Here is a 24,846-nt window from a genome sequence, read left to right as displayed (position 1 = left end):
GCCGCCGCCAGGCCGCTCGACAGCGCTTCGTGCGTTCCCTGTCCGGACAACGGGTCGAAGGACGACCCGGCGTCACCGACGGTTCGTCAGCTCCTCCAGCAGAACCTGCAGCAGTGCAACGGAAACTCCTGGCGGCAGAGGAAGATCTTCGAAGTCATCGGTCACGTGCACCGGCACCTCCTTGCGCGGCACACCGATGAGTCCGCGCGTCGCGGTCAGCGTTTCGGCCGCAGCGTGCTCAATCCGGCCGCGAACCCCGGCCGGGTGCCGCCGGGTTCGCGGCGATCGTCCCCGCCGGACGGCGGCACCGCGTCCACCACCGTCGCGCCGACGAGCGCGGCCGCTCTGCCACGAACACGCTCCTGCCGGCATTCCCCTTCGGGCATCCAGGCACTCTCGCCCCCGAGCGTGCGGCCGATCCCCCTACCCCGCCCGCCTGACCGTCTCGAAGTGGATGTTGGACGTGGGCAGGTAGCCCAGTTGCGGCCCGGCCTCGGCTTGAACGCGAGCGAGCGCCCGGTTGCCGCGGTGAGCGGGCACCGCCGGCATTCCGGGCGCCTCGTTCGTTCCTCAGCGGGTCAAGGCCACGCGGGTGAAGTCGACCGGGACGTCCAGGGCGACGTTGATGTAGTTGGTGAACACGTTGAGGGCGACGTGCGCCACCGTCTCGACGATCTCCTCCTGGCTCAGGCCCGCGTCCCGCGCCGCCTGGACGTCGGCGTCGGAGATCTGGCCGCGCTTCTCAACCAGTGCGGTGGCCAGTGTGAGCACCGCGGCGGTGCGCGGGTCGCCGGACTTGCCGCTCTGCGCCTCGCTCATCTCGTCGGCCGTGGCACCGGCCTTCTTGCCGAGCATGGTGTGCGCGGAAAGGCAGTAGTCGCAACGGTTGCGGTCAGCCACGGCGACCGCGACCATCTCCCCGACCTTGGCGCCGAGCTTGCCGTTGCCCAGAGCGCCGAACTGCGCCCACATGCTCTGCAGCGCGGCGGGCGAGTTCGCGACGGCCTTGAACATGTTCGGCACCACGCCGAACGCGCCCTTGATCTGCGCGAGGGTCTCGGCGCGCTCGTCGGTGATCTGGTCGGGGTTGGTGAGATCGATGCGGGACATTTGTGCTTCTCCAGTTCGGTGATTCGGGTCGTGCGGGATCTGGGGTGCGGATCAGGTGCAGGTGCCGTCGATCGCACAGACGGCCGGGGGCACGGCGCCGTCGAGCAGCCGCGTCACCGCCGATGCCAGGGTCATGTCGTCGACCGGGCCGAGCTTCTGGGCGCGCAGCATGCCGTCGCGGTCGATGAGCACAGTGGTGGGCGTGCCCTGCATGCGATAGCGGCTGAAGGTGACCGGGGCAGGGTGCGCGCTGCGGACGGCGTCGACCCCGACCGGGAACGAGATGCGGTACTCGTGCAGGAACGCCTCGAGGCTCACCGGGGTCATCGCCCGGTGGTGCTCGAACACGGTGTGCAGACCGACGACGGCGAGATCGTCGCCGAACGCCCTGGACAGCCGCATCGCCTGCGGAAGGGCGTGGCTCACGCAGCTGGGGCACAGCATCTGGAACGCCTCGAGCACCACCACGCGGCCGTGCAGCTGGGCGAGGTTCAGCGGCTCGCTGTTGAACCACTCGGTCGTCTCCCACGGCAGCGCGGGCGTCAGCAGGCCGCTGGACGGGGACATGAGCAGGCTCACGACGTCACCACGCCCGCCCGGCGTAGGGCTGCGACCACAGCGCCACCTGGAGAGTGACGGCCTTGAACCAGGCCTGGAACATCGCGTCGACCTGGTCGTCGTCGTGCCCGCCGGCGGCCAGGAACGGCCGGATCGTCGCGGTGATCGGGTAGACGAAGGCGATGATGTAGCGCAACGGGATGTGCGGCACCGAGTCGGCGTGGTCAGTCGCGTTCTTCTTCGGCTCGGTGTGCCGCAACGCGATCTCCTGCTGGTACGCCAGCCAACGCTCGTCGTACGGACGCGTGCAGGTGTCGACGATCCAGCGGCCGAACCTGGCCCGCACCCGTGCCAGGTAGTCGCCGATCGGCGTGCCGTCCGCGGTGGAGAAGTAGGCCACCAGGTGTGGATGCGAGCCGACGAAGCCGTACCAGACGTCCAGGATCTGGTCGATCTGTCCGCTGAGGACTGTGCCAGCGGTGTGCAACGCCTCCTGGTCCGCGGGTCCGAAGAGGACGCTCGACAGCAGCAGGTCGAGGTCCGCACGGGTCACGGGCGACGGGGCGAGACCGGGTTCGTCGTGGGTGTAGCCGGGTGGCGGGTGTTCGGGAGACGTCATGTCGCTTCCTTCGCGATCTCGAAGAAGCCCTTCGAAGCAGGCGAACGTCACTCTGCCACAAACTAGGTAGGACTCCTACCGACTTTGCGGCAGAGTGATCCAGCTCTCAGGTCGAGCACGCCGAGGCCGTGTCCGATCTTGTCGACCTCGCCACCGCGGGTCTGCCCGTACCATCGCCGTGGAAGTCCTACTGGGCGGAGCGGATCGCATGACTGACACCGACGGCACGGCCGGTCTGGACCGGCGGCTGGCCGACGCACTCGAGCGGCTCGGGCACGGCATGCGTTCGCTGGCCCAGCGCACAGCGAGGGAGCACGGGCTGTCGCCGTTGCAGCAGCAGACGGTGCTGGCACTGGCACAGCACCCGCAGACGCGGCACGAGGTGGCCGCTCTCGCCGCGGAGTTCGACGTGACCACGCCGACGATGTCCGACGCCGTGGCAGCGTTGGAGCGCAAGCAACTCGTGACGCGCTCCCCCGGCACGGACGGCCGCCGCCGCGTGCTGTCGCTCACCGACGCCGGCGCGGCGGTCGCACGTGGACTGTCTTCTTGGGACGATCCGTTGACGGCCGCGCTCGCGGGCATTCCCGAGGCCGACCGCGCGATCACCCTGCACACCCTGTTGCGGGTCATCGAGGATCTGCACCGGACGGAGGTGGTGAGCGTGACACACATGTGCACGACGTGCCGCTTCTTCGGCCGCGACGAGCACCCCGACCCCGCCGTGCCACACCACTGCCACCTGCTGCGCATGCCGTTGCCGCTGGCGGAACTGCGGACGGACTGCCCGGAGCACGAACCAGCGGACGCGCCGGCAGGCAGGCGGAAGCGCACTCCCGCCGTGTGACCACGCTCAGCCCTGCAGGCGCGCGACCTGGTCTTCGAGGCGACCGTCGAAGCAGCGGCGCAACAGCCTCATCCACGACTCGGGCAGGAAATCGGCGTGCCGGAGCAGGCGCTGTGCGGCTTCGACGTCGCGGTCGATGTTGACCACGCGGTGCGCCTCGGCCGCCGTGATCCCGTGCAGGGGCCTGCGAGCGAGGACGAGCGCGTCGCCCGCGCCCACGTGTCCTGGTTTCAGCACCCTTTCCGCCGTCGATCAGCCGTGAACGCCCGCACACGGGCTCCAGCGGCGAAGCTCAACCTGGTCGACGTGCGGTTACGGCTCGCTCCCGGCGACTTCCTGCTGCTCTGCACCGACGACACCCCTCTGCTCGCCCTCCGCGTCCCGACGGTGAGAGGCGTCAGAGCGTGCGTGCTCCGGTCTTGGTGGAGAACCTGAACTCGACGGTGACCGGCAGCGCGTCCAGGTCGAGTGCCTGACGCAGTCGCGGCAGACCTTCGGTGTCGAGCCGATGGCGGATCGCGGTGAGGTCCCCGTCCTGCGCGGCGCTCACGACCAGTGCCACGGCAGGTGTGTCGTGTGTTCCGGCAAGCGTGGCGTGCGCGGCCGCCACGCCCGGGTAGGTCCTGACCTCATCGATGAACGGGGCGATCGCGGTGCTCGCGGCCAGTTCGGTCCGGCCGGTGCCGGGGTCCGCCTCGAACCTCCAGGTGCGGGTCTTGGGTTTGCGGCTCAACTGGGCGAGCAGCCATCGCAGCAGAAGGAGCCCGAGGACGACGGCGGCGGCAGCGGTGACGTACAACGCCCAGGTCGGCGGGGTTCCCGTGGCGGGCACCAGCGCTGAGTCCGGTTTCAGCACGGTGAGCCGGCCGAAGTGCGTCAGGACGGTGAACGTCCCAGCGGCGAGCAGCACGGTCCCGAAGAGGCCGAGAAGGGTGCGGTTGAGGCGGGCCGGGCGGTTGAGGTTGGTCATGACGCGCTCCTGGCGGCGTGGACCTTGACCTTCACGTCGGGTCGGATGACCGGGGTGATCTGGTCGAGCCGGTGGCTGATCGCGTCGCGCACGGCGTCGGCGATACCGTCGGTGTTGGTCCGGTCGGTGGACACCTTCACGACGGCCTTGCGGCCCTTCAACTTCAGCTTCGCGCCACTGACACCGTCCACTGCGGATGCGGCGGCGCGCAGCGTGCTGCGGTAGCTGCACCGTGACGCACCCGAGTCGAGTTCGCCTTCAAGGGGAAGGACGGTTCGCTTGCCGGGCAGGATCGCGGTGAGCAGCAGGATGAAGCCGAGCAGGGCGGCGCCGCCTCCGGCGATGGCCGGGACGAGGTCGTTCCAGTGCGTGTTGTGCACGGCGTCGGCGACGGATTGGTAGCTGACCCATGGTGTCTGCTCGAGGATCATCTGGATCGCGATCACGGCGACGAACGCGCAGGCGGCGAGCAGGACGACCGCGGTGAGAGTCGCGGGGGTGCTGCGGCGGGGGCGGCGTTTCACTGGACCCTCCTGGTTTCGTTGACCTCGGCGTGCAGTGCGGTGACGGTGATGTCCACACGGGACTGCGAGCCCGGCGAGCTCTTCGACCCTGCGCATCAGGTGTGCTCGTGCGTTCTCAGTGGTGCGACCGACCGAGGCCGGATAGGAGACCGACAACCGGACGTGGAGGGTGGCGACGCCGCCGCTGACCTTCGCGGTGACTTCGGCGGTGCAGCCGACGCCGTCGATCTCGGTCACCGCGCGGGCGGCGATCCGTTCGACCGTCCCGTCGGAGATGGTGAGCCTGCCCCGCTCCCCCAGTTCTGCCGGATCCGGGGTCGGCAAGGTGGTGATCACGGGGTCAGCCCCTGTCGCGGCCGGTGAGCTGGGACAGGTCGAGCTTGCCGTCGAGCACTCGGCCCGCGAGCAGGCCGAGTGCACCGAAGACCAGGACGACGAGGAAGGCGCCGAAGCCGCCGAACGCCGCTGCGAGGCCGAGGACCAGGCCGGTGAGCAGACCGGTTGTGGTGGAGGACATGGTGTTTCTCCTTGTAGTGGCGATCGGCCCGCGAAGGAGAAGGAGCCGGTCTGAACGTTCAGGGACGTGGCAGCCCGGATGTGGTGTCCAGGCACGCGATGGCGGCGGCCGGCGCGACGTCACCGATGTGGACGTGCACCGGGTGATCCACCGGACCGATGGCGGCGCGGACGCCGTCACCGATCTCGGTGACGGTGGCCGGGTAGCGGCCGGTGACACCGATGGTGATCCCGCCGGGTCGGATCCGGACTCCCGCGATCCTGCGGCCGGGCAGCAACGTGGCGATCTCGCCGAACCGGCCGCTGTGCAGCCCCGCCACGTGCGGGAGGGCTGTCACAGCGAGGGCGATGCGGTCGGCGTCGATCTCGACGCCAGGGGTCACAGGACGCGGCCGGTGTCGGTCTTGGTGTCGTCGCCCTCGTCGTCGCCCGGGAGGTGGACGTCGGAGACGTTGATGTTGACCTCGACGACCTCCAGGCCGGTGATCTGCTCGACCGCGGTGATCACGTTCTTGCGCACCGAGCGGGACAGGTCCGCGATGGAGACGCCGTACTCGACGAGGATCTGCAGGTCGATCGCCGCCTGGCGCTCGCCGACCTCGACCGACACACCCTGCGAGACCGAGGCGGACGCGCCGGGGATGCGCTCGCGGAGCGCACCGAACGCACGGGCCGCGCCGCCGCCGAGGGCGTGCACACCGGACACCTCACGGGCCGCGAGGCCGGCGACCTTCGACACGACGACGTCGGCGATGGTGGTGGAGCCCCGAGACGAGTCCAGCGCACCGGCGGTGATCTTGTCCAGCTCGGTCGAGCGGGCGCCGGTGTTGCTGGCGATCGAGTTCGTCATGATCTCTCCTTGGGACGGTTCTCAGTGTCAGGAGCGGAAGTCCGCGGTGTCCCGTTTCGCTTCCACACCAGTAAGACCCGGCTCCCGGACGATCCTCACGACCCGATCGTGTGTCCACCGTCTCCCTGCGCCACCACGCTCCGCAGGTTTAGAGCGGACGCGTCGATGTCGGTGATCACCAGCCGCAGCCGGGCGTTCTTCCACACTGAGTCGTCCAGCACCGATCGCAGCGCCGCCTCCGCGCGCCGCAGCACGGGAGGCAGTGGCAGCGCCAGGGCGACGAGCCGCAACTGCACGACGTCGTCGTCGACATCCACGGCCATCGCGTCGAGGTCCCAGGGAACCCACGAGGCCTCCGCACGGGTGGACGGGGTCGCGGCGCGCAGGCCGTCGACGCCTCGCAGGGCCTCCAGCAGGGCTCGGGTGAGGTCGTTCGTGGCGCTCATCCCAGACCGCCGCGCGGAACGCCGACGTCCACGATGAAGACCGACACCGACGAGATGGAAAGCCCAGTGGCCGCGGTGACCGCGCGTGCGACCGTGCGCTGCACGGTCTGGGCGACCGCGGCGGCCTGGTCGAGCCCGGACACGGCCAGGTCGATCTCGAGGCTGACCGTCGCCACACCCGTACCGGGCGCGTGGAGGACGCTGACGCGTACACCTTCCGTGGGCGCCGGGTCGAGGTTCTTGACGCGCTGACGCGCGGTGCGGGCCATCGAGGCGACCAGACCGGTCAGCCCGGGTTCCAGACGGGTCACGCCGGCCACCGAGGTGGCGGCGATCGCGGCGATCGCGGCGATCACCGGTTCGGTGATCACCGACTCCACCCTGGACACGGCCCCAGCGGCATCGGAAACTTGGATGATCATGACTTTCTCGCGTTTCTCGTAGTCCGGGCCGGGCACGGCACAGCCGGTTGTGCCGGGTCAGGCGTCGTAGAGGTCGCTCACGGTCAGGTCCAGGCGGGCGAGCCGGACCCCGATCCGCGCCGAGGCGGCAGCGGTCACCCGTTCCCGGACGTCGGCGAGGGCATGGCCGGAGAAACCGAGGTAGCTGACCGCAATGCTCATCTTCACCGTCACGGCGTGATCCGGCGAGTCGACGGTCGTGACCCGGCACTCCCGGGCGCGGACGCCGTCGACGGTGTCCGCGGCGAATCGCAGCACCGCTGCGACCGCCTCCGCGCTGATCCGCACCACACCGGGCTCCGGGGTCGGCAGGGGCAGCTGGTCGTGACGCCGGACCTCCGCGCGCACCGCGGACATGATCCGGCTCGTCAGATCGAACGACGGCTCCACGTCCTCCGCCGCGAGCTCACCGGTCAGCTCACGCAGCACCGTGAGACTTTCCCTGGTGGCACGGCAGTGCGGACAGTCGATCTCGTGGGCGTCGGCGCGGCCGGCTTCCACCTCACCGAGTCGTTCCCACACATCCTCGACGTCGCGGCCGCACGGCAGGGTGTATCCCTGCGTCGCCTGGTTCATCGCCATGGCGCCATCACCTCCATCAGTTGTGCTCGTGCCCGCGCGATGCGTCCTCGCACCGTGGTGTTCGTCGTGCCCGTCGCCTCGGCTATCTCGTCGTAGGACCGCCCGTGGACCTCGCGCAGCAGCCAGCAGGCTCGCAGCTCCGGCGGAAGCAGTTCCAGTGCCTTCGACAGCGCGGTCATCTGCTCGCTCGTCTCCGCCGCCCGTTCCGGCCGCCCCGCGGACCCGACGGTCTCGAACCTCTCGAGATCCGCCTCGGCGGTCGGCTTGCGCGAACGGATGACGTTCAAGCAGCGGTTCGTCGTCGTGCGGTACAGCCAGCCGACGAACGCGGCGTCCTCCTGCAGCTGACCGAGCCGCCGCCACGCGGTCAGGAAGACCTCCTGAACCACGTCCTCCGCATCGCCGCCGCTCGACAGCATCCGCCGTGCCAGCCCGAACATCGGGCCCTGGTACCGGCGCACCAGCTGCTCGAAGGCATTCACGTCCCCGTCACGGGCTCGGGCGACGAGCGTGACGTCGTCGAGCGCCATCGAACTCGTCATCTGCGGCACCTGTGTTCACCGGTCATGGATCGGCGTTCCTCTCCGGCTGCATGCCTGGACTGTGCGGGATGACAGTCCGAGGACACCTGCTGACGGTGATTCGTCACGGAGGAGCGCGCGGTCGGCCGAGTGACCCTCGTCATCCGACTGCGGCCGTGAGGATCGCGAGAACGCCGGTGTCTTCAGTGCAGGACGGCGCCCACCCGGTGCGCCGCGGCATCAGAGGGAGCATCCCCATGTCACTGGGCGACAAGATCAGCAACAAGGCCGAGGACCTCGGCGGCAAGGCCAAGGAAGCCACCGGGAAGGTCACCGGCGACGAGCAGCTCCAGGCCGAGGGCAAGGGCGACCAGGCCAAGGCCGGTCTCAAGGACGCCGTCGAGGACGTCAAGGACGCGGTCGGCGACGTCGCGGACAAGATCAAGAGCGTCTTCAAGAAGTAGACCGAAGTGTGGGGCGGGTCAGGGCATTTCCACGACCTGATCAGGCGGTGCAGGGATCAACGCCCACACGGTCTTTCCTTGTCCTGTCAGAGGACGAACGCCCCACGCCTCTGTGACGTGCTCGACGACGACGATCCCCCGGCCTCGGTGCCGGCCCAGTCGCGAACGGCCGCGCCTTCCGCACAGGCGAAGGCGATCGCTTCTTCGGCCGCAAGGAGTTGACCGCCCGTTTGGTGACAGCGGTCGCCAACGGGCCGGTCATCGTCGTCGGCACGTCCGGCTGCGGAAGGACTTCCCTACCGCGAACCGGTCTGGTGCTCGTGATCGATCACCTTGAACAGCTGTTCACCGGAGAGAAGCAGCGCGGCGATTTCCTGGCCAGAGCATGCGCTCGGCGCGAGCAAGTCGTGTTCGGTGTGCGCGCGGACTTCCACGACGAGGCACTGCGGCATCCCTTCCTGGCCGCCCTGCTCCGGGACCTCTCCGAGACCTCTCCGAGGCAACTCCGCCGCGCTGCGCGACGAACTTGCCTGCTTCAGCGCCGACCCAGGTCGCCCCGGCGAAGCTCCGCACAAGTGGGCGCCACGCAAGCAAAGTGGCCGCCACCAGGAAGTGACCGCGATGACAGCCGATCGGTGAGAAGAGGTCACCGCGGTCATGCCGTCGGCGACGACGACACCACATCCTCGTCGCCGACGGCCGCGTGTTCCCGCACACGCCCCGGCACCTGCTGAACGCTTGCGGCACGAATCGGCGGAACCCGTCTCGTGCCGCCGATCAGCGGCCGTCAGCGCCGAGGGTTCCCGTGCCCTGGCTGGATTCCTTGCCGGCGAGGGCCGCCCCCGGGCCGAGCAGGAGGTGACAGCCGTTGAGGCCGCTGAAGGTGCTTTGGGTTCCGGTGCCGGAGTTGCTCGTCACCAGCGAGGCGTACGTCGTCTTCACGCCGTTGAACTGGAACTGCAGAACGCTCCCCGTCTGTGCCCAGAGACCGGACAGCGACCCGGCCGTGAAGGTGCCATCGCCGTTGAACGTGATCGGTGTGCTGGCGTAGCTGCCGGTGCAACCCCAGTCGAAGCGCAGGGTCGCCGCGCCGGGGGCGACCGCCTGGATGCCGACGCTGGGTGCGGCGACCTCCGGGCGTGGGGCCGGAGCGGCGGAACCCGAGGTCGTGAGCGCCGTGACGGCCAGTACCGCGCCCGCGGCGCCGGCGAACAGCCTTCTCTTCGTGATCATGAAACCCTCCCCGTTTCAGTGCTGGAGAACCAGCCAGCACAGCATGGGAGGCCAGCGGCCCGGCGGGTAGGGCCGATGCCTGTCAGGAACGTCGCTGACAGTCGGCCGCGTAGGCCGACAACAGGCTGTTCATCGTGAACTCACCGGGCCGTACCCGTTCGAGAACGTTCTTGCGCACGAGCACTTCCGTCAACCTGCCTGCCTGATCCGCGGTTATCCTGGCGAGCGCGGCCACGCTCGCCAGGTCCACCAGCTGGTCCCGGTATCCCCCGAACAACCGGAAGAGCCCGGCCGCGTCCTCTGGCAGGCGTCGGTACGACCACGAGAACACCGCTCGGATCGCCGTTCGCGGGTCGTCGCCCGCGTTCAAGAGGTCCAACCGGCGTTGGTCGTCCGTGAACTCACGAACCAGGTCGGCCAACTTGTCCACATTGGAGGAATTGGCCAGCTCGGCCGCGATCCGCAACGCCAGCGGCAGTCGTGCGCACCGCTCGGCCAACGCCTCGATCGCCGCCGGTTCGCGGTCGAACCCCGGCCGCAGCAGCTCCCGCATCAACTCGGTCGCCTCAGCGGGCTCGAGGACGTCCAGCCGTACGCGCCGGGCCCCGTGGCGGGCGACCAGCCCGGCCAGACTGTCCCGGCTCGTGACGACAACCAGACACGACGGGGTACCGGGCAACAACGGCCGCACGTGGTCGGTGTCGCGAGCGTTGTCCAGCACGATCAGCATTTTCCGACCGGCCAGCGAAGATCGGTACCAGGCGGCACACTCCGCCACCTCCGTGGGAACGTCCGCGGCCCGCACGCCCAACTCGCGCAACAGCGACGCGAGCGCTTCGGACGCCGGCATCAGTGAGTCCGGGTCGTAGCCACGCAGGTCGATGAACAGGTTCCCGTCCGGGAACTGGTCGGCCACGCTGTGCGCCCAATGCACCGCCAGCGCGGTCTTGCCGACCCCAGCCGTGCCGGAGATGGCCGCGGTCCGAGCGGACTGGCCGAGTGGCCCCAACAGTCCGCGCAACTCCGTCTGCTGCTGGATTCGGCCGATGAAGGACGGGACGTCCGGCGGCAACGCCTGCGGGGTCGGCCGTCCCGTGCGGTGACCCGTGATGCCGCCAACTGGCTGTTCTGCCTGGAGCTCCACCCGCCGGCCGTCCCGCCACAGCGCGGCGAACTCCTCCACGTTCCCGCCGAGCTGCCTGACCAGCGCGTGCACCGTGTCCCATTGGGCCAGCTGCGGCCCGGACAGCGCCTTGTGGATCGTCGTCGGATTGATTCCGTTCGGTCGCTGCCGGCAGCGCGTGCGCCGTTGCAGTTCTCGCATGCTCGGATTCCCGGCGGCGGAATGCAGCGCGTGCAGCCGGTCGAAGAAAGTCCGGATGGCACCTCTCGGCACCACCGGTTTGCGCACCTGGCCCATTGACCCCCCTGACCCCGATCTCCGTGAGGAAACCACCGTGTCAGCGGAACGCGACGGTTGTCTATCCGGCGGATGTCCAGGAAAATGCTGGGTCATTCAGCACAATGTGATCCCCTTTTGGGGCAGTCAAAAGGGAAGGCCCGCGTGCATCGTCCTTTGTGGAGGTATTTGGCCGGAGCCTGCCAACGACCGAGGTTCGAATCGGGCTCGTCGATGAGCGCGGAAGCCATCGCCCTCGCCGGACCGCACCACCCGGACCTCGTCGCCTACGTGACCAGCCACGGCAGCCTCTCCGCGCCACGTCGCCGAGTGGAACCCGGTCTCGGCCGTCATGCCGTCCCCGCGCGAACTGTTCGGCAACACCTCGCCCCTGCGACCGGCGCCGGACGTGTGGCCGTTGCGGCACCCGGTGCTCGCGTCACCGGCATGGGTGGTGATCCTCCTGCTGATCTTTGTGCCCCTGGTCGACTCAGTCCGGCCGCTGCCCTACACGGAATCCACTCGCTGCTGTCCTATCGGCCGTTCGTGGCCGACAGCACAGACGCCGATGGACCTCGTGGCTGGGCACCGCCCGCGCGGACTCCGCTACACGTCCACCCGCGCGCCGACCTGCGTCGCCTGGCGTGCGCTACGCCGGTCGCCGTAGCGGAACCGGCCTGGCGCAACGTCTTTCGGCATCCTGGACACCCGCCATACTGACCTGTCGCGAGATCTCCTTTCTGATCTAGGGTCGGCGGAGACGAGGGGATGGGGTGCCCTTGACCGGTCCGGTTCTGCACGACGACGAGCCGCCGCGCACAGAGCAGGAGATTGCGCGGTGGGCGGCACTCGTCACCGCGCGGGCCGAGAAGTTCCGCGCGCTCGATCGCGACGTCGGAGCAGTCACCGTCACCGAGACCTCACGCGACGGCGTCGTCCGGGTCACCGTCGATGCCTCCGGTGTACTCCGGCAACTCGAACTCTCCGACCGCATCAGGGAGTTCTCCGGCCAGACGCTCGCCGCGCACGTCCTGGCCACCCTGCGTCGCGCGCAGGCTCGCATCGCGGACGAGATGTCGTCACTCACCGCAGACCTGGCCGCCGACGACCCGGCGGCCGCGGCGGCGATGGTCGCGGGCTACCGGCGGCGGTTCCCCGAGCAGCCGCCCGACCCGTTGGCGGCACGCGGACGACTGGTACACGACGACGACCGCGAAGGCCCGTCCGTCATGGAGTGAGGGGGTTGCTCATGAGCGGCGAACTGGATGTCGACGGCGCGGAACTACGCGCGCACGCCAACCGGTTGAGCGGCGTCGAGAGCAAGTTCGACAGCGCGCTGCGGCAGGCCCGCGAAGGCGACTTGCCCACCGAGGCGTTCGGCAAGTTCGCCACCATGTTCCCGCCGGTCGTGCGAGCCGTCGGCGACGTCGGCATCCAGGTCCTGGTGGAGATCGAGGCCGCAGTCGACCACATCATCAAGAACGTGCGCGACACGGCGGACGTCTACGACGGCGTGGACGAGGGCGGCGCGAGCGCGATGAAGGGCAAAGGGCGGTGAACGCAGCCGCCCCGTCGCAGGCCGCGCAGCTCTCCAGCGAGGCGCTCACCGGCATCGGGATCGCCGAGTCGGCGATCGACCTGCGCAACGGCATCGCGAACGGTTCCTGGGTGGAGGGCGGTCTGGCCCTGGCGAGCACCGGCCTGGAGGCGTTGTCGCTCGCCGTCGACCCGCTGGGCACGCTGGCGGAGTACGCGTTCTCGTGGGTGATCGAGCACTGCGGTCCGCTGCGGCAGTGGCTGGACTGGCTGGCGGGCGACGTCGGCCGGATCACCGCGTACGCGGGAACGTGGCACGCGGTTGCCAAGACCGTGGCCGAGGCGACGACCGACTTCACGACCGAGGTCGACGGGAGCGCATCCGCCTGGCGCGGCGACGCGAGCAAGGACTACCGGGCGTCCATCGCCAAGCACGTCGCGTTCTTCTCGGCGAGCCAGGTGTGCGCCTCGACCATCGGGACCACCGTGGAAGTGGTCGGCGCGCTGGTCGGCGTCGTCCGGGAAGCCGTGCGCGACATCATTTCCCGCGCCGTGGCCACGCTGATCGTGCGCGTGCCGTTCTGGGCCGCGGCGGCGAGTGTGCCGGTCTTCTTCGCCACCGTCCCTGTCGCGACGCAGGTGACGACGCTCGTCGAGCGCACCGTCCTCGACATCACCGATCTGACCGTCAAACTGGCGCGTTCCCTGGACAGACTGCGCCCGCTGATGACTCGGCTGAACGGGATCTGGGAGCTCATCGACACGGGACTGCGCAACCTGCGCAAGGCCGACACCGGTGGCGAGATCAAGCTGCCCGATGCGGTGAAGCAGTCTGGCGTCACCACGCCTGCCGGCGCCGGCGGTGGCAGTGGTGGTGGCGCCGGCGGAGGCGGGAACACGGTCACGTCGAATGCGGGCAGTGGCGGCAACCACGCGACGGTCGACCAGCCCACGGCAGGAGGCGGCGGTCAGGGAGATCCGCCGCCGCCCGGAGGCACGAACCCCCCACCCGGCCCCGGTGGACCGCCGAGACCGCCGAGCCGGCGCGCCGATCTCGACAAGCCGCACCGGGAGCTGACGCCGGAGGAACGGAGCAGGCTGAGCAGCCACCTGATCGAGCTGGAGGCCAGGTACCCGGAGAAGTACAACGACACCGTCCGTGATCCGGACCATGGTGGACGCGTCAACCCGTCCTCCCAGGACGAGGCGAGAGTTGCGTTGGACTTGAGGGAACGCGGCCAGCTCACCGAGAACTACGCCCGGCCGTCCGAAAGAGGGAACGGCGACTTCATCGACGACGGCAAGAAGTGGGACATCAAACGTCCGCGCGAGCCGTACGACGACAAGGACTTCAGGGTGGAGCTCGGTCGCCAGATCGGCACCAAAGACCGCTACGTCGTCATCGACACGCGCGAGGTCGCCCAGCAGACCATCGACAAGGTGGCACAGACAGTGCAGGACCCCCGCTGGAGAAACCGTGTCATCTGGTACCCGTGACGAGTGGCGGCCACTGCGATGGCCCGGATCGCCGGAAGCGGCCCACGCCCTGGCCGGCTGGCTGAATGGCGATCGGAGCGCACCCATGTCTGCTGAGGGCCTCGACTTCCTCGGCGCGGACTTGTCCGGGGGGCCGTTCGGCAGGTCGTCATTCCGGCACGCGAACCTCGCCGACACGGCGGTGCGCGGCGTTGAGCTGTGGCGGGCGAACTGCGAGGGAGCCCGGTTCATCCGCGCCGTCCTCACCGACGCGGACTTCGTGAAAGCCTGCCTGCACCGCGCGAGCTTCGTACGCGCGGTGCTGATCGGCGCCGACCTCACCCGCGTGGAGGGCTCGGACGTCCGGTTCGTCGAGGCCGACCTCCGGCGCGCGGACCTCACGGACGCGATGCTCGTGGGCTGCGACTTCACCCGCGCGAACATGTCGGGGGTGCGGGTCGACAAGACGGTGCTCGACAACTCGATCCTGGTCGGCGCCGTGCTGACGGGCATGACGGGCACGGTCTTCGGGCCGGTCATGTCCGCGCCCGGCCACCGCCTCGACGGGCACGAGCTGGAGCAGTGGTTCGCTGCCCGCGGCGCGCACGTGTCCGTGCTGCGTCCCGCGTACCTGTAAGGCTGGCGAGGAGCGCGTGATGACCGATGCCGAGTTCGGTGGCAGCGAGGTGCGCACGGAGCGGGAGTTCGCCCGGTGGGCGGCGGCCGTCGCGGCCGCGTCGGAGAAGTACCAGCAGGTGAGCACGCGGGTGACCGAGGCCGTCGTGCACGAGGCGTCGCGAGACGGCCTGGTGAAGGTCACCGTGGACGCCACCGGGGTGCTGCGTGACCTGGAGATCTCCGACCAGGCGCGCGGAGTGTCCGGTGCGACGCTCACCGCGTCGATCATGACCACCCTGCACCGCGCCCAGTCGCGGATCGCGGACGCGGTGTCCGAGATCGTGGCCGAGGTCGGCGTCGACGCTCCAGGAGATGCCGAAGCGCTGGTGTCGTCGTACCGGCGACGTTTCCCGGAGCCGTCCCCCGACACCCCGGCGTGGGCGAACCAGGTGCGCTCGTCGGCGCCTCCGCCGCCTCTGAAGCGGCCGGCCCAGCACCACTCCCAGGACGACGAGGACTGGGATGGACCCGCCGTCACCGAGTAGGCCTACGAGGTCGTCGCCGGCAGGGCGGCCTGTCCGGTGAAATTCGGCAGCGCCTGCGCGATCTCGTAGCAGCGCTGTGCTGCTCAGTTCTCCGCGGGTGCACGGCACGAGGGATCGTCGTGGCGGAAATGAGTACTGGCGACGATCCTGGGCCTCGATGATCCCTTTGGGCTATGTCCCACGGCATCGGATTTCAGCGAAAGCAGGCAATCCCGATCAACGGGTGGTCGGTCCGCGACACGTGGTGTACGGCTTGTCCGGTACGAGGGGCGCCACGGTTGGCGGAGGGGTTGTGATGGCGGATTCCGGCCGTTTCACCTGGAATGTTGTGCGGTTCTCGGTGCTCACAGCGGTCGCCGCGCTCGGTCTGGTCGCAGGAGTCGGGGTGATCCGGGTCCTGGCGACCAACGCGGCACACGCGCAGGCGACCGTCGAGGTCGTGGGCCGGGTGGTCGACGGGTACCGGCCTCCGGACGAGGAGGCCCTGGTCGTGTGGAACGACCAGGAGGGGAACGAGCAGACGACCTGGTTCGAGCTGGACGAGCCCGGGAAGTGGGCGCCGGGACGTCCGTTCCGCGTCCGGTACGACCCCCGCGAGGGCAACCCGGAGGAGAGGGGCCCGTACCTGCCGGCCTTGGACCGGGAAGCGGTGGTGTCGGCGGAAGCCGGTGCTCACAATGCAGAAGAAGCCGCGGGGTGGGACTACTGGTGGCCTACCGCGGTGATCGGCGCGGTGGTGTTCCTGGTGCTGCTCGCCTGGGCCACGCGCGGTTGGCTCAACCGGTCGGCCGCCACGGGGCGTTCCGAGACGATGAGAGTGGTGGTGGTCCGGGGTCATAGCGACAACCTGGGGGCCAAGAAGAGCATGGCGCTGCTGCTTGCGCCAGCCGATGCGCCGCTGGAGCCGGAGGTGCTGGCCGAACTGCCGAATGTGCCGCGTGTGGTTCCGGGAGCGAGATGGCAGCGCGTCTACTGGCACCCCGTGCTCGAGCGCCTCAACCCCGGTCAGACGGTGACTGCGCGGCTGAAGGACGGGTTCGGCGCGCGGGCGGTGCTGGAACCGGAGCCGCACGTCCGCGTCTGGCCCGCGGGAGGCCTTCGTGCAAGGTCGCGCTGGGGCATCGTCTACACGGTGCAGCCCGCCTTGTCGCGTCCCCGCTGGGTCGACTCGCCGCGCCCGCCCCTGGCCGTGTGGCTCGTGCCGATTCCGGGAGGACTGTTCGTCGCTGCGCGTGGCCACTTCCTCGCCGATGCCCCACTGGTCATCCTCGGCGTGCTCGTCATCACCACGTTCCTGTGGGCCTGGTACACCCCCGCTCCGGCGGAGAACTGACCACTACCGGTCGTCGCGACGGACAGCCGGGCCCGCCCGGCATCCCGTCCCGGTGCCGGGCCGGGGCGCTCCCTCAAGTCCGCACCCATTTGCGCGCCGAGAATCGACCCTCGTTCTGGCTGGCCTGCACCGGACTGCGAAGCGCGGACGTAGGCCGTTGGCTTGTCGCCCAACAGCTTGCGCCATGGCCGAGGGGTGCACCTCCGCATCTCGACCTCGAGCACCTAGACAACGCTCCGCACTGCGCAAACGCGCCGACATCCATCAAGGCGCTGTCCACCTGGCCATGAGCACCGTCTTGGGTCACACCACCGAGACAGCGAAGACCGGGGTCGTGGTGGGACTGGACGACCCACCGCTCGGTTCGACGGTCAGCGCAAGCTTCTGAGCGTCCGCAAGGCCTTCTGCGACAACGGGTTCGTTCCGCAGGAGGCCTGCCGAGCGTGGTCCGTCCGGCCCGACCACCCACAGCTGGTACGTGCGGTCCGACGGCAGCTGCGGCAGTCCACTCGCGAGGAACACCGCCTTGCCCCGGCTCGGCGAGACCACGACGGTTCCCCTGCCACCCGTGGATGCCGAGTCGCTGACGAGTTTCGCGTCGGGAGCGTTCAGCAGATCGGAGACCTGGCTGTGGCCGGCGGCCGACTGGCGGAGCTCGTCGAGTTCCTGACGGTCCTGCACACCCTGAACACCGAGCACGACAGCACCGAGCACAGCGGCGGCGGTCGTGAGCAGGCTCGCCCGCATCAGCCACTTCCTCGGCGAGCGCGGAGCGAGCACGGTCACCGTGCCGGTCGTCTCCGGTGGTGACTGAGGAGTGGCCGCTGCCTTCGCCAGCACCTGTGAACGCAGATGGGGCGGGGGCTCGATCTCCGTCGAGAGACTGAGCCTGACCGAGGTGGCCTGCAGTTCGGCGACCTCCTGGGCGCACGAGCCGCAGTTCGCCAGATGCTCCTCGAACTCCGGTCGTTCGGCCTCCGGCAGGGCGTTCATCGCGTACACGCCGGTCAGCAGGTGCAGATCTGACGACAGGCTCACGCGACCACCCCCAGGCAGTCCCGCAGCCTGATCAGGCCATCACGCATCCTGGTCTTCACCGTGCCCAGCGGGACACTGAGCAAAGTGGACACTTCCGGATAGCTGTAACCCTGGTAGTAGGCCAACAACACCGACTGACGCTGCAGATCGGTCAGCGACGACAGGCAACGACGCACCTTGCGCTGCTCGATGCGGTCGGTGACCTGCTCCACGACCTCGTCGAACGGGGTGTCCACGCTCATCGCCGCAACGCGTTCGTCGCGGTTGGTCGCCGCCTGCGCGGACCGCACCCGGTCCACCGCGCGCCGGTGCGCCATGGTCATGATCCAGGTCGTGGCCTTGCCGCGGTCCGGGTCGAACCGGCTGGCCGTCCGCCACACCTCGAGCATGACCTCCTGGAACACCTCCTCGGACTGCGCCTCGTCCCGCAGCACCCGGCGCACGAGCCCGAACACCATGCCCGCCGCGAGGTCGTACAACCGCCCGAACGCCGCCTCGTCCCCACGTGCCACCAGCGCCAGCAGGTCCTCCGCTGAATCGTCCGGTACCGGGGACTCAGCGGAAGCACGGGAGATCATCCGTCGTGCCAGGTCGCTTTCCTGCATCGCGCTCCTTCTCGTGATCCTGATCGGACCACGGTTCGAAGCCGAGACGTGATCACCTGGGTGAGACGTCACTCCCGCTGCGCAACGCGATCACACACCGGTGCACGTACACCAGAAGCGGTCGGCGATCAGATAGAAACTCAACGTAACTCATTGTCTGCCGATGCCGAAATTTCACTTTCGAGTGAACTGCCACTCCTTTCGTGTAATCAGCAAACAATCTCGCAGGTCGGAACGCGAACGACGAGCACGGCGATGTCGTCGTCCGGGTGCCTGCCGCCGACTTCGTCCACGAGAAGCTCCAGCAGATCGGGCAGAGGCCGTGTCCCGTGTCGGGTCAGGACGGTGATGGCCTTTGCGGTGCCGGAGTCGATGTCCCGATCGAGCTGCTCGATGAGACCGTCTGTGTGGAACAGGACGCAGGTGCCGGGCGTGAGCCTGACCCGGTGTGTGGTTCGTCGTGCCGGCGCCATGCCGGGAAAGAGCATGATGTCGTGGCCCCCGACGGCCTCGACGTCACCCTCGGGCCGGCGCAGCAGGGGGTGCGGGTGGCCGGCGTTGGTCCACGTCAGTTCCCAGCAGCCGTCGCCGTCCTTGCGCAGATGGGCGTGCATGAGGGTGCCGGAGGCGTTCACACCGAGAACGAGGTTCGCGTGTTCGAGCGCGGACAGCACCTCTGAGGGGCCGGCATCGGGGTGGTCGAGGTCGGCCTGGCGCAGCATGCTGCGGATCTGACCCATTTTGGTGGTGGCACGGATGTCGTGGCCGGTGATGTCGCCGATCGTCACGGCGAGTGCCGCCGGGTCGCCGGCGGTGAGCGGGTAGGCGTCGTACCAGTCGCCGCCGACCAGTTCGCCGGTGGCGGCGGGCCGGTAGAGCGCGGCGATCTCCAGGCCGTGGACGACCGGCGGGTCTGTGAGCATGGCCTGCTGCAGTTCCTGGGCCACGATGATGCGGTGGTCGACGAAGACCGCGCGTTCGATCGCGCGGGCGGTGTAGCCGGCCAGCGCGGTGACGATCGCCAGTTCCAGCGCGTCGACCCGGTGAGGTGTGTCCCACGCGATCACGAGCGTGCCCAAGGGGCCGAACGCACTGGGCAGCGGGACGCAGATCGCGGTGTGCAGGTCGAGCATGGTCCAGGCGTCGACAGCGTCTCGGCTGTATCCGCCCGCGGCCAGGTCGTCGGTGCCCTGGATGACGACGGTGGTGTCGTCCCTGGCCGCGCGGGCGGTCGGCCACTGGTCGTCGAGGCCGTAGCGCTCGTAGGTGTGTTCCATGATCGCCGCGCCGTTGTCCTCGTCGATCAGGCGTCGCAGCCGCCTGCCCTCGATCAGCACCAGGCCGACGTAGCGGGGTTTGAGGTCGCCGGTGATCAGGTCGCGGACCTTTCGGCGGACCTGGTGGAGGCCGGTGGTGTTGGCCAGGTCGTCGGCGGCGTGCAGCAGCAGTTCCGCGCGAGTCAGCGCGAGTCGTGTGCTCTCGGTGAGTGTGCGTGCGCGCGCGTGGGCCTCGGCGGTGCGGCGCGACGCGATGAGCAGCTGCAGTTCGGCGCTGCACGCGGCGGCGAGGTCGACCAGGTCCTGCAGTTCGGCCTCGGTCCATTGGTGGGGTGCGGTGTCGATCGCGCACAACGAGCCCAGCACGTTGCCGTCGCCGTCGGTCAACGGCATGCCCGCGTAGGCCGCGACGCTGAGATCGGTGACCGCGGGATGCGCGCACCACTTCTGGTCGGCCTCGGTGTCGTGCAGCACGAGTGGACGACCCGACCGCGTGACGTGCTGGCACAACGAATGCGACAACGGGGTGGTGCGTGAACTCGCCCATGGCTCACCGAGCCCGATGAGACCGGGGAACACCTGCCGGTCCGGCTCCACCAGCGAGACCAGCGCCACCGGCACGCCCAGAACGCTGGCGACCAGCCGGGCGAACCGGTCCATGCCCCGGTCCGGGCGAGCGGTCAGGCCCGTGGCGCGCAGGGCCTCCAGGCGAGCCTCGTCCATTGGCCCCGCCACTGCGTGTGAAGCCTCCGGATGATCATCACTCACTGCCGCATCCATCCCGCCCCGGCACGCCGTCACTGTCGATCGTGAACTTTAACCGCGCCGCAGGTGATGGCCACAGTTCGCCCGCACTTGATGCCAGATACATGCAAGAGGGCATTCGAGTGAACCCGGCAAACCTCTGCTCCATCAGTGGCGAATGGAAGAGGTCCTGTCCGCGTGGCGGGTTTCGCCCCGGACGGGCTTCGATCCGAAGGGATGGAGCATGTCAGCACCCCCTCCCACGCGTCGTCGACGACGCGTGGCGGTAAGTCTGATCGCGGTCGGGAGCACTCTGCTCGCGGCAGGTTTGATCGGTGGTTCAGGCCTGGCCGGTGCGTCGAGCCACCGCGAGGCGCCGTTGATCGCGGGTGATCCCGCGGTGGACAACACCGACGTGTACGCGTTCGTCAGCCCCGACAAGCCCGACACGGTGACGCTCGTGGCGAGCTGGTCGCCGTTCCAGGAGCCGAACGGCGGGCCGAACTTCTACCCGTGGGCCACGGACGCCCGCTACGACATCAACATCGACAACGACGGTGATGCCAAGGCGGATCTGACCTACCGGTGGACGTTCCGCACCGAGGACCGACGCGGCAAGTCGACGTTCTTGTACAACAACGGGCCGGTCACGTCGTTGGACGACGAGAACCTGTTGTTCCGGCAGACCTACACGCTGGAGCTGATCGACCGCGACGGCCGTGACCGCAAGCTGATCCGGTCGGGCAAGGTCGCGCCGTCCAACACCGGCCCGGCGTCGATGCCCGACTACGGCGCCCTGCGCGCCCAGGCGATCACCGACGTGCCCGGTGGCGGCAAGAGCTACGTCGGGCAGTCCGACGACGCGTTCTTCCTCGACCTGCGGGTGTTCGACCTGCTCTACGGCGCCAACCTGTCCGAGGTCGGCCAGGACACGCTGCGCGGCTTCAACGTCAACACCATCGCGTTGCAGGTGCCGAAGTCGCAGCTGGCGCTCAAGGGTGACGCGACCCGCAACCCGGTCATCGGGGTGTGGAGCGACACCGAACGCCAGTCGATGATCCTCACCCCCGGCGAGTCGCGGGCGGTCGGCCCGTTCGTCCAGGTCTCACGCCTGGGCAACCCGCTGGTCAACGAGGTCGTCGTGCCAGCGGGCCTGAAGGACAGGTTCAACGCTCTGACGCCCGACCAGGACGGCAAGACCCCGGAGCTGGTCAAGCGGGTCACCGACCCCGAGGTGCCCAAGCTGATCCAGGGAATCTACGGCCTGCCCGCCCCGGCGACGCCGCGCAACGACCTGGTGGAGATCTTCCTGACCGGCATCACCACCAAGGCCGGCGGTCCGATCAAGGCCGACCTGAACTCGCAGCTCAACAACGCCGACGTGAACCCGAAGAAGTTCACGCCGTCGGAACAGCTGCGGCTCAACACCTCCATCCCGCCGGCGGCCTCGCCGAACCGGCTGGGCGTGCTCGGCGGTGACCTGCAGGGCTTCCCCAACGGGCGCAGGCTCACCGACGACGTGCTCGACATCGGCGTGCAGGCACTGGAAGGCGCCGCGGTCAGCGGCATCGTGCCCGCACTCGCGGCCGGGGACAAGGTCAACGCCAACGACAAGGCGTTCGGCACCGCGTTCCCGTACGTGGCACTGCCGAACAACACCTCCGTCAACTCCGGCGCCGCCGGGGCAGCGGCACCCGCGGGTGGCGCCGGTGGCGGCGGTCTGCCGGACGGACTGATCCTCAACGGCCTCCTCGCGGCGTTGCTGATCGGCTCCGGCGTGTGGCTGCTGAACCGCCGTCCACTTCGGACAGCCGTTCCCGCAGTCGCGTAAGAGCCTGCCGGGGAACGGAATCCTCCGTTCCCCGGCACGTCCCCCGGCAGCAACCCACGGAGCGCGCCATGAATCGCCGCAAGATCATCGCAGTGCTGGCCATCACCGCAGGCGCCGCGCTGCTCGCCACCACCGCCACCGCGCTGAGCCGCGGCGACGACCCCGCTCCTCCCGCTCCCGGCGCCGCTGTCGTGCGCAGCGACGTGCAGCGCACCGTCACCGCCGCCCAGGAACGGCTCAAGCGCGTGCCGGGCGACGCCGCCACCTGGGCACAGCTCGGCTCCGCCTACGTCGAGCAGGCCCGCATCACCGGCGACCCCTCCTACTACGCCAAGGCCCAGGGCGCTCTGGACACGTCCCTGCGCCATAAGCCGGACGGCAACGGCCCCGCCCACCTGGGGCTCGGCGCGCTGGCCAACGCCCGGCACGACTTCGCCACCGCCCGAGACCAGGCCGAACTCGCCCGCGCCGCGCTGCCCGACACCGCCGAGGTCTACGGCGTGCTCGCCGACGCCCTCACCCAGCTCGGCGCGGCGGACGAGGCACGAGCCGCCGTGCAGCGAATGCTCGACCTCGAACCCGGCGTGCCCGCGTTCACCCGCGCCGCCTACGACTTCGAACAACGCGGCGACGTCGACTCCGCGCGGCTCGCCCTCACCCGCGCACTCGACGCCTCGCCCTCCCCCGCCGACACGCTGTTCTGCCGCTACCACCTCGGCGAACTGGCCTTCGACAACGGCGATCTCGACGAGGCCTCCTCCCAGTACGAGCAGGGCCTGCTGATCGACCCGCTCGACCCCGCGCTGCTGCAGGGACGCGCCAAGATCGCCGCCGCCTGGGGGAACCTGAACGACGCGCTCACCGGCTACGCGGACCTCGTGGCACGTGTGCCCTCACCGCAGTACCTGCACGAGTACGCCCTCCTGCTGCAAGTCGCCGGACGCACCGAGGACGCGACCCGCCAGTTCGACCTCCTCGCGCAACAGGAACGGCTGCTCGCAGCCGCGGGCAGCACCGACGAGCTGGCCACGTCGACAGCCGCCGCCGACCGGGGCGACTCCGCCACCGCGCTGGCCACCGCCGAACGCGAGTGGAACCGCCGTCAGCACCCGCTGGTCGCGGACGCGCTCGCCTGGGCGTTGCACCTGGCCGGACGCGACGCCGAGGCCATCGGCCACGCCGACCGTGCCGCCGGCACCGGCTGGCGCAACGCGACGTTCGCCTACCACCGCGGCATGATCCTTCGCGCCCTCGGCCGCACCCAGGAGGCCGCCGACGCACTCGGCTCCGCACTGAAGATCAACCCGCACTTCTCCCCCGTGGACGCCCCGGCCGCCCGCGCAGCCCTGGTTGGCCTGCGGTGAAGGCACTGGCCGTCCTCGTGCTCGCGGTCCTGGCCGCGCTGGCGGTCCCGACCAGTGCCGGAGCCCACCCGCTGGGCAACTTCACCATCAACCACCACCACGCCATCACCGTGCACCCGGACCGGATCGACCTGGTCTCCGTCCTCGACCTCGCCGAGATCCCCACCCTGCAGGAGCAACCCGCGCGCCAGACCGACTACGCGGGCCGCGAGTGCGACACCGTGCGCAGCAGCACCGAGGTGACCGTCAACGGCACGCGGACGGCCGTGGCACTGCGGTCCGCCTCCGTCGAGTACCCCTCGGGCGAAGCAGGCCTCGCCACGACCCGGCTCACCTGTCTGCTGAGCGCGACCACCGACCTGAGCACCGCGGCCACCGTCGAGGTGCGCGACACCTACCGGCCGGGCCGGGTCGGCTGGCACGAGATGACCGCCACCGGCGACGGCATCGCGCTGATCGACTCACCGGTGCCGTCGACCAGTTCCAGCAACGAACTCCGCTCCTACCCCGACGACCTGCTGGCCAACCCCCTCGACGTCCGCACGGTGAGCCTGCGCGTGGAACCGGGATCCGGCACGACCCCAGGGATCGCCGCGGCACAGGACGGCGGCACGGTGATCGGAACGGCCACCCGCGCCTTCACCGCTCTGGCCGGCCGGCAGGACCTCACCCCGCTGGTCGGGATCCTCGCCGTGCTGCTGTCTCTGCTGCTCGGCGCGTCCCACGCCGCGTTGCCCGGACACGGCAAGACAGTCATCGCCGCCTACCTCGCGGGCCGTGACGGCACCGCGCGTGACGCTGTCGTGGTTGGTGCCACGGTCACCCTCACCCACACCCTCGGCGTGCTCCTGATGGGTCTGGTGATCAGCGCCTCCAGCGCGCTGGCCGGAGAATCCCTGCTGCAGGTGCTCGGTATCGCCAGCGGTGTGCTCGTCACCGCGATCGGGGCGTTCCTGCTGCGGTCGGCCCTGCACCGCGAGCCCGTCTCCGTAGGACACGGTCACGGACACGGTCACGGGCACGGCCATGGGCACGGCCACGGCCACGGGCACGAGCACGGGCACGGGCACCGTGTGGGTCGTGGCGGTCTGATCGGCATGGGCGTAGCGGGGGGCCTGGTACCCAGTCCGTCGGCTCTGGTCGTCCTGCTCGGCGCGATCGCCCTGGGACGCACCTGGTTCGGCATCCTGCTCGTCCTGGGCTACGGCCTGGGCATGGCCACCACGCTCACCGCCGTGGGCCTGCTCCTGGTCCGACTGCGCGACCGGCTCTCCGCCGTCGAACGCTTCCGCGACCGCTTCACCGCACTGCCTGTCATCACCGCCGGGCTCGTCCTCGTCGTCGGCCTCGGGCTGACCGCCCGAGCCCTGTTCGAATAG

33 protein-coding genes are annotated in these 24,846 nt (G+C 69.6%); 13 read left to right on the top strand and 20 right to left on the bottom strand.

Features of this window, described 5'->3' with window-relative positions:
* Window positions 1-215 precede the first annotated feature (215 nt).
* The 4 genes from ACSHWB_RS35220 to ACSHWB_RS35205 form a co-directional block, all read right to left on the bottom strand.
* Complete coding sequence (locus tag ACSHWB_RS35220) at window positions 216-386, bottom strand: hypothetical protein (protein WP_439657616.1); 171 nt, start codon at window positions 384-386, stop codon at window positions 216-218.
* A 184-nt stretch (window positions 387-570) separates the two neighbouring features.
* On the bottom strand, window positions 571-1,110 hold the full coding sequence (locus ACSHWB_RS35215; protein ID WP_439657615.1) for a carboxymuconolactone decarboxylase family protein: 540 nt from the start codon (window positions 1,108-1,110) through the stop codon (window positions 571-573).
* A gap of 51 nt (window positions 1,111-1,161) precedes the next feature.
* Window positions 1,162-1,689 carry a hypothetical protein gene (locus tag ACSHWB_RS35210; RefSeq protein WP_439657614.1) on the bottom strand — a complete coding sequence of 176 codons (528 nt, stop codon included), beginning with the start codon at window positions 1,687-1,689 and terminating at the stop codon, window positions 1,162-1,164.
* A gap of 4 nt (window positions 1,690-1,693) precedes the next feature.
* Window positions 1,694-2,287 (bottom strand): protoglobin domain-containing protein, encoded by a 594-nt coding sequence (locus ACSHWB_RS35205; protein ID WP_439657613.1) that lies wholly within the window; start codon window positions 2,285-2,287, stop codon window positions 1,694-1,696.
* A 208-nt stretch (window positions 2,288-2,495) separates the two neighbouring features.
* On the opposite strand from ACSHWB_RS35205, the gene ACSHWB_RS35200 reads away from it, so the two are divergent.
* Entirely contained in the window at window positions 2,496-3,134 is a 639-nt protein-coding gene (locus ACSHWB_RS35200) for a MarR family winged helix-turn-helix transcriptional regulator (RefSeq protein WP_439657612.1), read from the top strand.
* A gap of 6 nt (window positions 3,135-3,140) precedes the next feature.
* On the opposite strand, the gene ACSHWB_RS35195 is transcribed toward ACSHWB_RS35200, so the two are convergent.
* The 10 genes from ACSHWB_RS35195 to ACSHWB_RS35150 form a co-directional block, all read right to left on the bottom strand.
* On the bottom strand, window positions 3,141-3,371 hold the full coding sequence (locus ACSHWB_RS35195) for a hypothetical protein (RefSeq protein ID WP_439657611.1): 231 nt from the start codon (window positions 3,369-3,371) through the stop codon (window positions 3,141-3,143).
* Window positions 3,372-3,531: 160 nt separating this feature from the next.
* Window positions 3,532-4,104 (bottom strand): alkaline shock response membrane anchor protein AmaP, encoded by a 573-nt coding sequence (locus tag ACSHWB_RS35190; protein WP_439657610.1) that lies wholly within the window; start codon window positions 4,102-4,104, stop codon window positions 3,532-3,534.
* The gene (locus ACSHWB_RS35185) at window positions 4,101-4,964 is read right to left on the bottom strand and encodes a DUF6286 domain-containing Asp23/Gls24 family envelope stress response protein (RefSeq protein WP_439657609.1); all 864 of its coding nucleotides are present in this window, start codon (window positions 4,962-4,964) and stop codon (window positions 4,101-4,103) included. Before ACSHWB_RS35185 ends, ACSHWB_RS35190 begins: the two co-directional genes overlap by 4 nt.
* Before the next feature lie 4 nt (window positions 4,965-4,968).
* Complete coding sequence (locus tag ACSHWB_RS35180; RefSeq protein WP_439657608.1) at window positions 4,969-5,145, bottom strand: hypothetical protein; 177 nt, start codon at window positions 5,143-5,145, stop codon at window positions 4,969-4,971.
* A gap of 58 nt (window positions 5,146-5,203) precedes the next feature.
* On the bottom strand, window positions 5,204-5,527 hold the full coding sequence (locus tag ACSHWB_RS35175) for a hypothetical protein (protein ID WP_439657607.1): 324 nt from the start codon (window positions 5,525-5,527) through the stop codon (window positions 5,204-5,206).
* Window positions 5,524-5,994 carry an Asp23/Gls24 family envelope stress response protein gene (locus ACSHWB_RS35170; protein WP_439657606.1) on the bottom strand — a complete coding sequence of 157 codons (471 nt, stop codon included), beginning with the start codon at window positions 5,992-5,994 and terminating at the stop codon, window positions 5,524-5,526. The genes ACSHWB_RS35175 and ACSHWB_RS35170 overlap by 4 nt, the downstream gene beginning before the upstream one ends.
* A 95-nt stretch (window positions 5,995-6,089) precedes the next feature.
* A complete protein-coding gene (locus ACSHWB_RS35165) occupies window positions 6,090-6,440 on the bottom strand; it encodes a hypothetical protein (protein ID WP_439657605.1) in 351 nt (116 codons plus the stop codon).
* Window positions 6,437-6,862: an Asp23/Gls24 family envelope stress response protein gene (locus ACSHWB_RS35160; protein WP_439657604.1), complete on the bottom strand. Its 426-nt coding sequence runs from the start codon at window positions 6,860-6,862 to the stop codon at window positions 6,437-6,439. The genes ACSHWB_RS35165 and ACSHWB_RS35160 overlap by 4 nt, the downstream gene beginning before the upstream one ends.
* A 57-nt stretch (window positions 6,863-6,919) precedes the next feature.
* Window positions 6,920-7,483, bottom strand: coding sequence for an Asp23/Gls24 family envelope stress response protein (locus tag ACSHWB_RS35155; protein ID WP_439657603.1), 564 nt, complete (start codon window positions 7,481-7,483; stop codon window positions 6,920-6,922).
* On the bottom strand, window positions 7,474-8,025 hold the full coding sequence (locus tag ACSHWB_RS35150) for an RNA polymerase sigma factor (protein ID WP_439657602.1): 552 nt from the start codon (window positions 8,023-8,025) through the stop codon (window positions 7,474-7,476). The genes ACSHWB_RS35155 and ACSHWB_RS35150 overlap by 10 nt, the downstream gene beginning before the upstream one ends.
* A 236-nt stretch (window positions 8,026-8,261) precedes the next feature.
* Here ACSHWB_RS35150 and ACSHWB_RS35145 point away from each other — a divergent pair, with 236 nt between their 5' ends.
* The gene (locus ACSHWB_RS35145; protein ID WP_439657601.1) at window positions 8,262-8,468 is read left to right on the top strand and encodes a CsbD family protein; all 207 of its coding nucleotides are present in this window, start codon (window positions 8,262-8,264) and stop codon (window positions 8,466-8,468) included.
* A gap of 296 nt (window positions 8,469-8,764) precedes the next feature.
* On the opposite strand, the gene ACSHWB_RS35140 is transcribed toward ACSHWB_RS35145, so the two are convergent.
* Window positions 8,765-8,902, bottom strand: a complete 138-nt coding sequence (locus tag ACSHWB_RS35140; RefSeq protein WP_439664804.1) for a hypothetical protein — start codon at window positions 8,900-8,902, stop codon at window positions 8,765-8,767.
* Between ACSHWB_RS35140 and ACSHWB_RS35135 the strand changes: the two genes are divergently transcribed.
* A complete protein-coding gene (locus ACSHWB_RS35135) occupies window positions 8,843-9,202 on the top strand; it encodes a hypothetical protein (RefSeq protein WP_439664727.1) in 360 nt (119 codons plus the stop codon). The genes ACSHWB_RS35140 and ACSHWB_RS35135 overlap by 60 nt on opposite strands.
* 43 nt (window positions 9,203-9,245) lie before the next feature.
* On the opposite strand, the gene ACSHWB_RS35130 is transcribed toward ACSHWB_RS35135, so the two are convergent.
* A complete protein-coding gene (locus tag ACSHWB_RS35130; protein WP_439657600.1) occupies window positions 9,246-9,701 on the bottom strand; it encodes a hypothetical protein in 456 nt (151 codons plus the stop codon).
* 82 nt (window positions 9,702-9,783) lie between these two features.
* Window positions 9,784-11,112: an NB-ARC domain-containing protein gene (locus tag ACSHWB_RS35125; RefSeq protein WP_439657599.1), complete on the bottom strand. Its 1,329-nt coding sequence runs from the start codon at window positions 11,110-11,112 to the stop codon at window positions 9,784-9,786.
* Between the two features lie 340 nt (window positions 11,113-11,452).
* Here ACSHWB_RS35125 and ACSHWB_RS35120 point away from each other — a divergent pair, with 340 nt between their 5' ends.
* The 7 genes from ACSHWB_RS35120 to ACSHWB_RS35090 all read left to right on the top strand — a co-directional run bounded on the left by ACSHWB_RS35120 (window position 11,453) and on the right by ACSHWB_RS35090 (window position 16,608).
* Window positions 11,453-11,767, top strand: a complete 315-nt coding sequence (locus ACSHWB_RS35120) for a hypothetical protein (RefSeq protein ID WP_439657598.1) — start codon at window positions 11,453-11,455, stop codon at window positions 11,765-11,767.
* A gap of 112 nt (window positions 11,768-11,879) precedes the next feature.
* The gene (locus tag ACSHWB_RS35115; protein ID WP_439657597.1) at window positions 11,880-12,338 is read left to right on the top strand and encodes a YbaB/EbfC family nucleoid-associated protein; all 459 of its coding nucleotides are present in this window, start codon (window positions 11,880-11,882) and stop codon (window positions 12,336-12,338) included.
* An 11-nt stretch (window positions 12,339-12,349) separates the two neighbouring features.
* Entirely contained in the window at window positions 12,350-12,658 is a 309-nt protein-coding gene (locus tag ACSHWB_RS35110) for a type VII secretion target (RefSeq protein WP_439657596.1), read from the top strand.
* Window positions 12,655-14,133 carry a WXG100 family type VII secretion target gene (locus tag ACSHWB_RS35105; protein WP_439657595.1) on the top strand — a complete coding sequence of 493 codons (1,479 nt, stop codon included), beginning with the start codon at window positions 12,655-12,657 and terminating at the stop codon, window positions 14,131-14,133. The genes ACSHWB_RS35110 and ACSHWB_RS35105 overlap by 4 nt, the downstream gene beginning before the upstream one ends.
* 85 nt (window positions 14,134-14,218) lie before the next feature.
* Window positions 14,219-14,749: a pentapeptide repeat-containing protein gene (locus tag ACSHWB_RS35100; RefSeq protein WP_439657594.1), complete on the top strand. Its 531-nt coding sequence runs from the start codon at window positions 14,219-14,221 to the stop codon at window positions 14,747-14,749.
* 19 nt (window positions 14,750-14,768) lie between these two features.
* Complete coding sequence (locus tag ACSHWB_RS35095; protein WP_439657593.1) at window positions 14,769-15,275, top strand: YbaB/EbfC family nucleoid-associated protein; 507 nt, start codon at window positions 14,769-14,771, stop codon at window positions 15,273-15,275.
* 295 nt (window positions 15,276-15,570) lie between these two features.
* On the top strand, window positions 15,571-16,608 hold the full coding sequence (locus tag ACSHWB_RS35090; RefSeq protein ID WP_439657592.1) for a hypothetical protein: 1,038 nt from the start codon (window positions 15,571-15,573) through the stop codon (window positions 16,606-16,608).
* A gap of 303 nt (window positions 16,609-16,911) precedes the next feature.
* On the opposite strand, the gene ACSHWB_RS35085 is transcribed toward ACSHWB_RS35090, so the two are convergent.
* The 3 genes from ACSHWB_RS35085 to ACSHWB_RS35075 all read right to left on the bottom strand — a co-directional run bounded on the left by ACSHWB_RS35085 (window position 16,912) and on the right by ACSHWB_RS35075 (window position 20,251).
* Entirely contained in the window at window positions 16,912-17,646 is a 735-nt protein-coding gene (locus ACSHWB_RS35085) for an anti-sigma factor (RefSeq protein ID WP_439657591.1), read from the bottom strand.
* On the bottom strand, window positions 17,643-18,251 hold the full coding sequence (locus ACSHWB_RS35080) for a sigma-70 family RNA polymerase sigma factor (protein ID WP_439657590.1): 609 nt from the start codon (window positions 18,249-18,251) through the stop codon (window positions 17,643-17,645). The genes ACSHWB_RS35085 and ACSHWB_RS35080 overlap by 4 nt, the downstream gene beginning before the upstream one ends.
* A gap of 209 nt (window positions 18,252-18,460) precedes the next feature.
* Window positions 18,461-20,251: a GAF domain-containing SpoIIE family protein phosphatase gene (locus tag ACSHWB_RS35075; protein ID WP_439657589.1), complete on the bottom strand. Its 1,791-nt coding sequence runs from the start codon at window positions 20,249-20,251 to the stop codon at window positions 18,461-18,463.
* A 301-nt stretch (window positions 20,252-20,552) separates the two neighbouring features.
* On the opposite strand from ACSHWB_RS35075, the gene ACSHWB_RS35070 reads away from it, so the two are divergent.
* The 3 genes from ACSHWB_RS35070 to ACSHWB_RS35060 all read left to right on the top strand — a co-directional run bounded on the left by ACSHWB_RS35070 (window position 20,553) and on the right by ACSHWB_RS35060 (window position 24,846).
* The gene (locus ACSHWB_RS35070) at window positions 20,553-22,103 is read left to right on the top strand and encodes a DUF4331 domain-containing protein (RefSeq protein ID WP_439657588.1); all 1,551 of its coding nucleotides are present in this window, start codon (window positions 20,553-20,555) and stop codon (window positions 22,101-22,103) included.
* Window positions 22,104-22,171: 68 nt separating this feature from the next.
* A complete protein-coding gene (locus ACSHWB_RS35065) occupies window positions 22,172-23,467 on the top strand; it encodes a tetratricopeptide repeat protein (RefSeq protein ID WP_439657587.1) in 1,296 nt (431 codons plus the stop codon).
* Entirely contained in the window at window positions 23,464-24,846 is a 1,383-nt protein-coding gene (locus tag ACSHWB_RS35060) for a nickel/cobalt transporter (protein ID WP_439657586.1), read from the top strand. Before ACSHWB_RS35065 ends, ACSHWB_RS35060 begins: the two co-directional genes overlap by 4 nt.

Source organism: Lentzea sp. HUAS TT2, assembly GCF_051853195.1.
Lineage (GTDB): Bacteria > Actinomycetota > Actinomycetes > Mycobacteriales > Pseudonocardiaceae > Lentzea.
The sequence above is the reverse complement of the archived record's forward strand: the minus strand, read 5'-3'. Positions and strand labels throughout refer to the sequence as shown.

What these genes read in the sequence shown, in the direction of transcription:
- ACSHWB_RS35220 (WP_439657616.1), bottom strand. Translation starts at nt 386, where the DNA reads ATGCCCGAAGGGGAATGCCGGCAGGAGCGTGTTCGTGGCAGAGCGGCC.
- ACSHWB_RS35215 (WP_439657615.1), bottom strand. Translation starts at nt 1,110, where the DNA reads ATGTCCCGCATCGATCTCACCAACCCCGACCAGATCACCGACGAGCGC.
- ACSHWB_RS35205 (WP_439657613.1), bottom strand. Translation starts at nt 2,287, where the DNA reads ATGACGTCTCCCGAACACCCGCCACCCGGCTACACCCACGACGAACCC.
- ACSHWB_RS35200 (WP_439657612.1), top strand. Translation starts at nt 2,496, where the DNA reads ATGACTGACACCGACGGCACGGCCGGTCTGGACCGGCGGCTGGCCGAC.
- ACSHWB_RS35190 (WP_439657610.1), bottom strand. Translation starts at nt 4,104, where the DNA reads ATGACCAACCTCAACCGCCCGGCCCGCCTCAACCGCACCCTTCTCGGC.
- ACSHWB_RS35180 (WP_439657608.1), bottom strand. Translation starts at nt 5,145, where the DNA reads ATGTCCTCCACCACAACCGGTCTGCTCACCGGCCTGGTCCTCGGCCTC.
- ACSHWB_RS35170 (WP_439657606.1), bottom strand. Translation starts at nt 5,994, where the DNA reads ATGACGAACTCGATCGCCAGCAACACCGGCGCCCGCTCGACCGAGCTG.
- ACSHWB_RS35165 (WP_439657605.1), bottom strand. Translation starts at nt 6,440, where the DNA reads ATGAGCGCCACGAACGACCTCACCCGAGCCCTGCTGGAGGCCCTGCGA.
- ACSHWB_RS35160 (WP_439657604.1), bottom strand. Translation starts at nt 6,862, where the DNA reads ATGATCATCCAAGTTTCCGATGCCGCTGGGGCCGTGTCCAGGGTGGAG.
- ACSHWB_RS35155 (WP_439657603.1), bottom strand. Translation starts at nt 7,483, where the DNA reads ATGGCGATGAACCAGGCGACGCAGGGATACACCCTGCCGTGCGGCCGC.
- ACSHWB_RS35150 (WP_439657602.1), bottom strand. Translation starts at nt 8,025, where the DNA reads ATGACGAGTTCGATGGCGCTCGACGACGTCACGCTCGTCGCCCGAGCC.
- ACSHWB_RS35145 (WP_439657601.1), top strand. Translation starts at nt 8,262, where the DNA reads ATGTCACTGGGCGACAAGATCAGCAACAAGGCCGAGGACCTCGGCGGC.
- ACSHWB_RS35130 (WP_439657600.1), bottom strand. Translation starts at nt 9,701, where the DNA reads ATGATCACGAAGAGAAGGCTGTTCGCCGGCGCCGCGGGCGCGGTACTG.
- ACSHWB_RS35120 (WP_439657598.1), top strand. Translation starts at nt 11,453, where the DNA reads ATGCCGTCCCCGCGCGAACTGTTCGGCAACACCTCGCCCCTGCGACCG.
- ACSHWB_RS35110 (WP_439657596.1), top strand. Translation starts at nt 12,350, where the DNA reads ATGAGCGGCGAACTGGATGTCGACGGCGCGGAACTACGCGCGCACGCC.
- ACSHWB_RS35100 (WP_439657594.1), top strand. Translation starts at nt 14,219, where the DNA reads ATGTCTGCTGAGGGCCTCGACTTCCTCGGCGCGGACTTGTCCGGGGGG.
- ACSHWB_RS35095 (WP_439657593.1), top strand. Translation starts at nt 14,769, where the DNA reads ATGACCGATGCCGAGTTCGGTGGCAGCGAGGTGCGCACGGAGCGGGAG.
- ACSHWB_RS35090 (WP_439657592.1), top strand. Translation starts at nt 15,571, where the DNA reads ATGGCGGATTCCGGCCGTTTCACCTGGAATGTTGTGCGGTTCTCGGTG.
- ACSHWB_RS35080 (WP_439657590.1), bottom strand. Translation starts at nt 18,251, where the DNA reads ATGCAGGAAAGCGACCTGGCACGACGGATGATCTCCCGTGCTTCCGCT.
- ACSHWB_RS35075 (WP_439657589.1), bottom strand. Translation starts at nt 20,251, where the DNA reads ATGGACGAGGCTCGCCTGGAGGCCCTGCGCGCCACGGGCCTGACCGCT.
- ACSHWB_RS35065 (WP_439657587.1), top strand. Translation starts at nt 22,172, where the DNA reads ATGAATCGCCGCAAGATCATCGCAGTGCTGGCCATCACCGCAGGCGCC.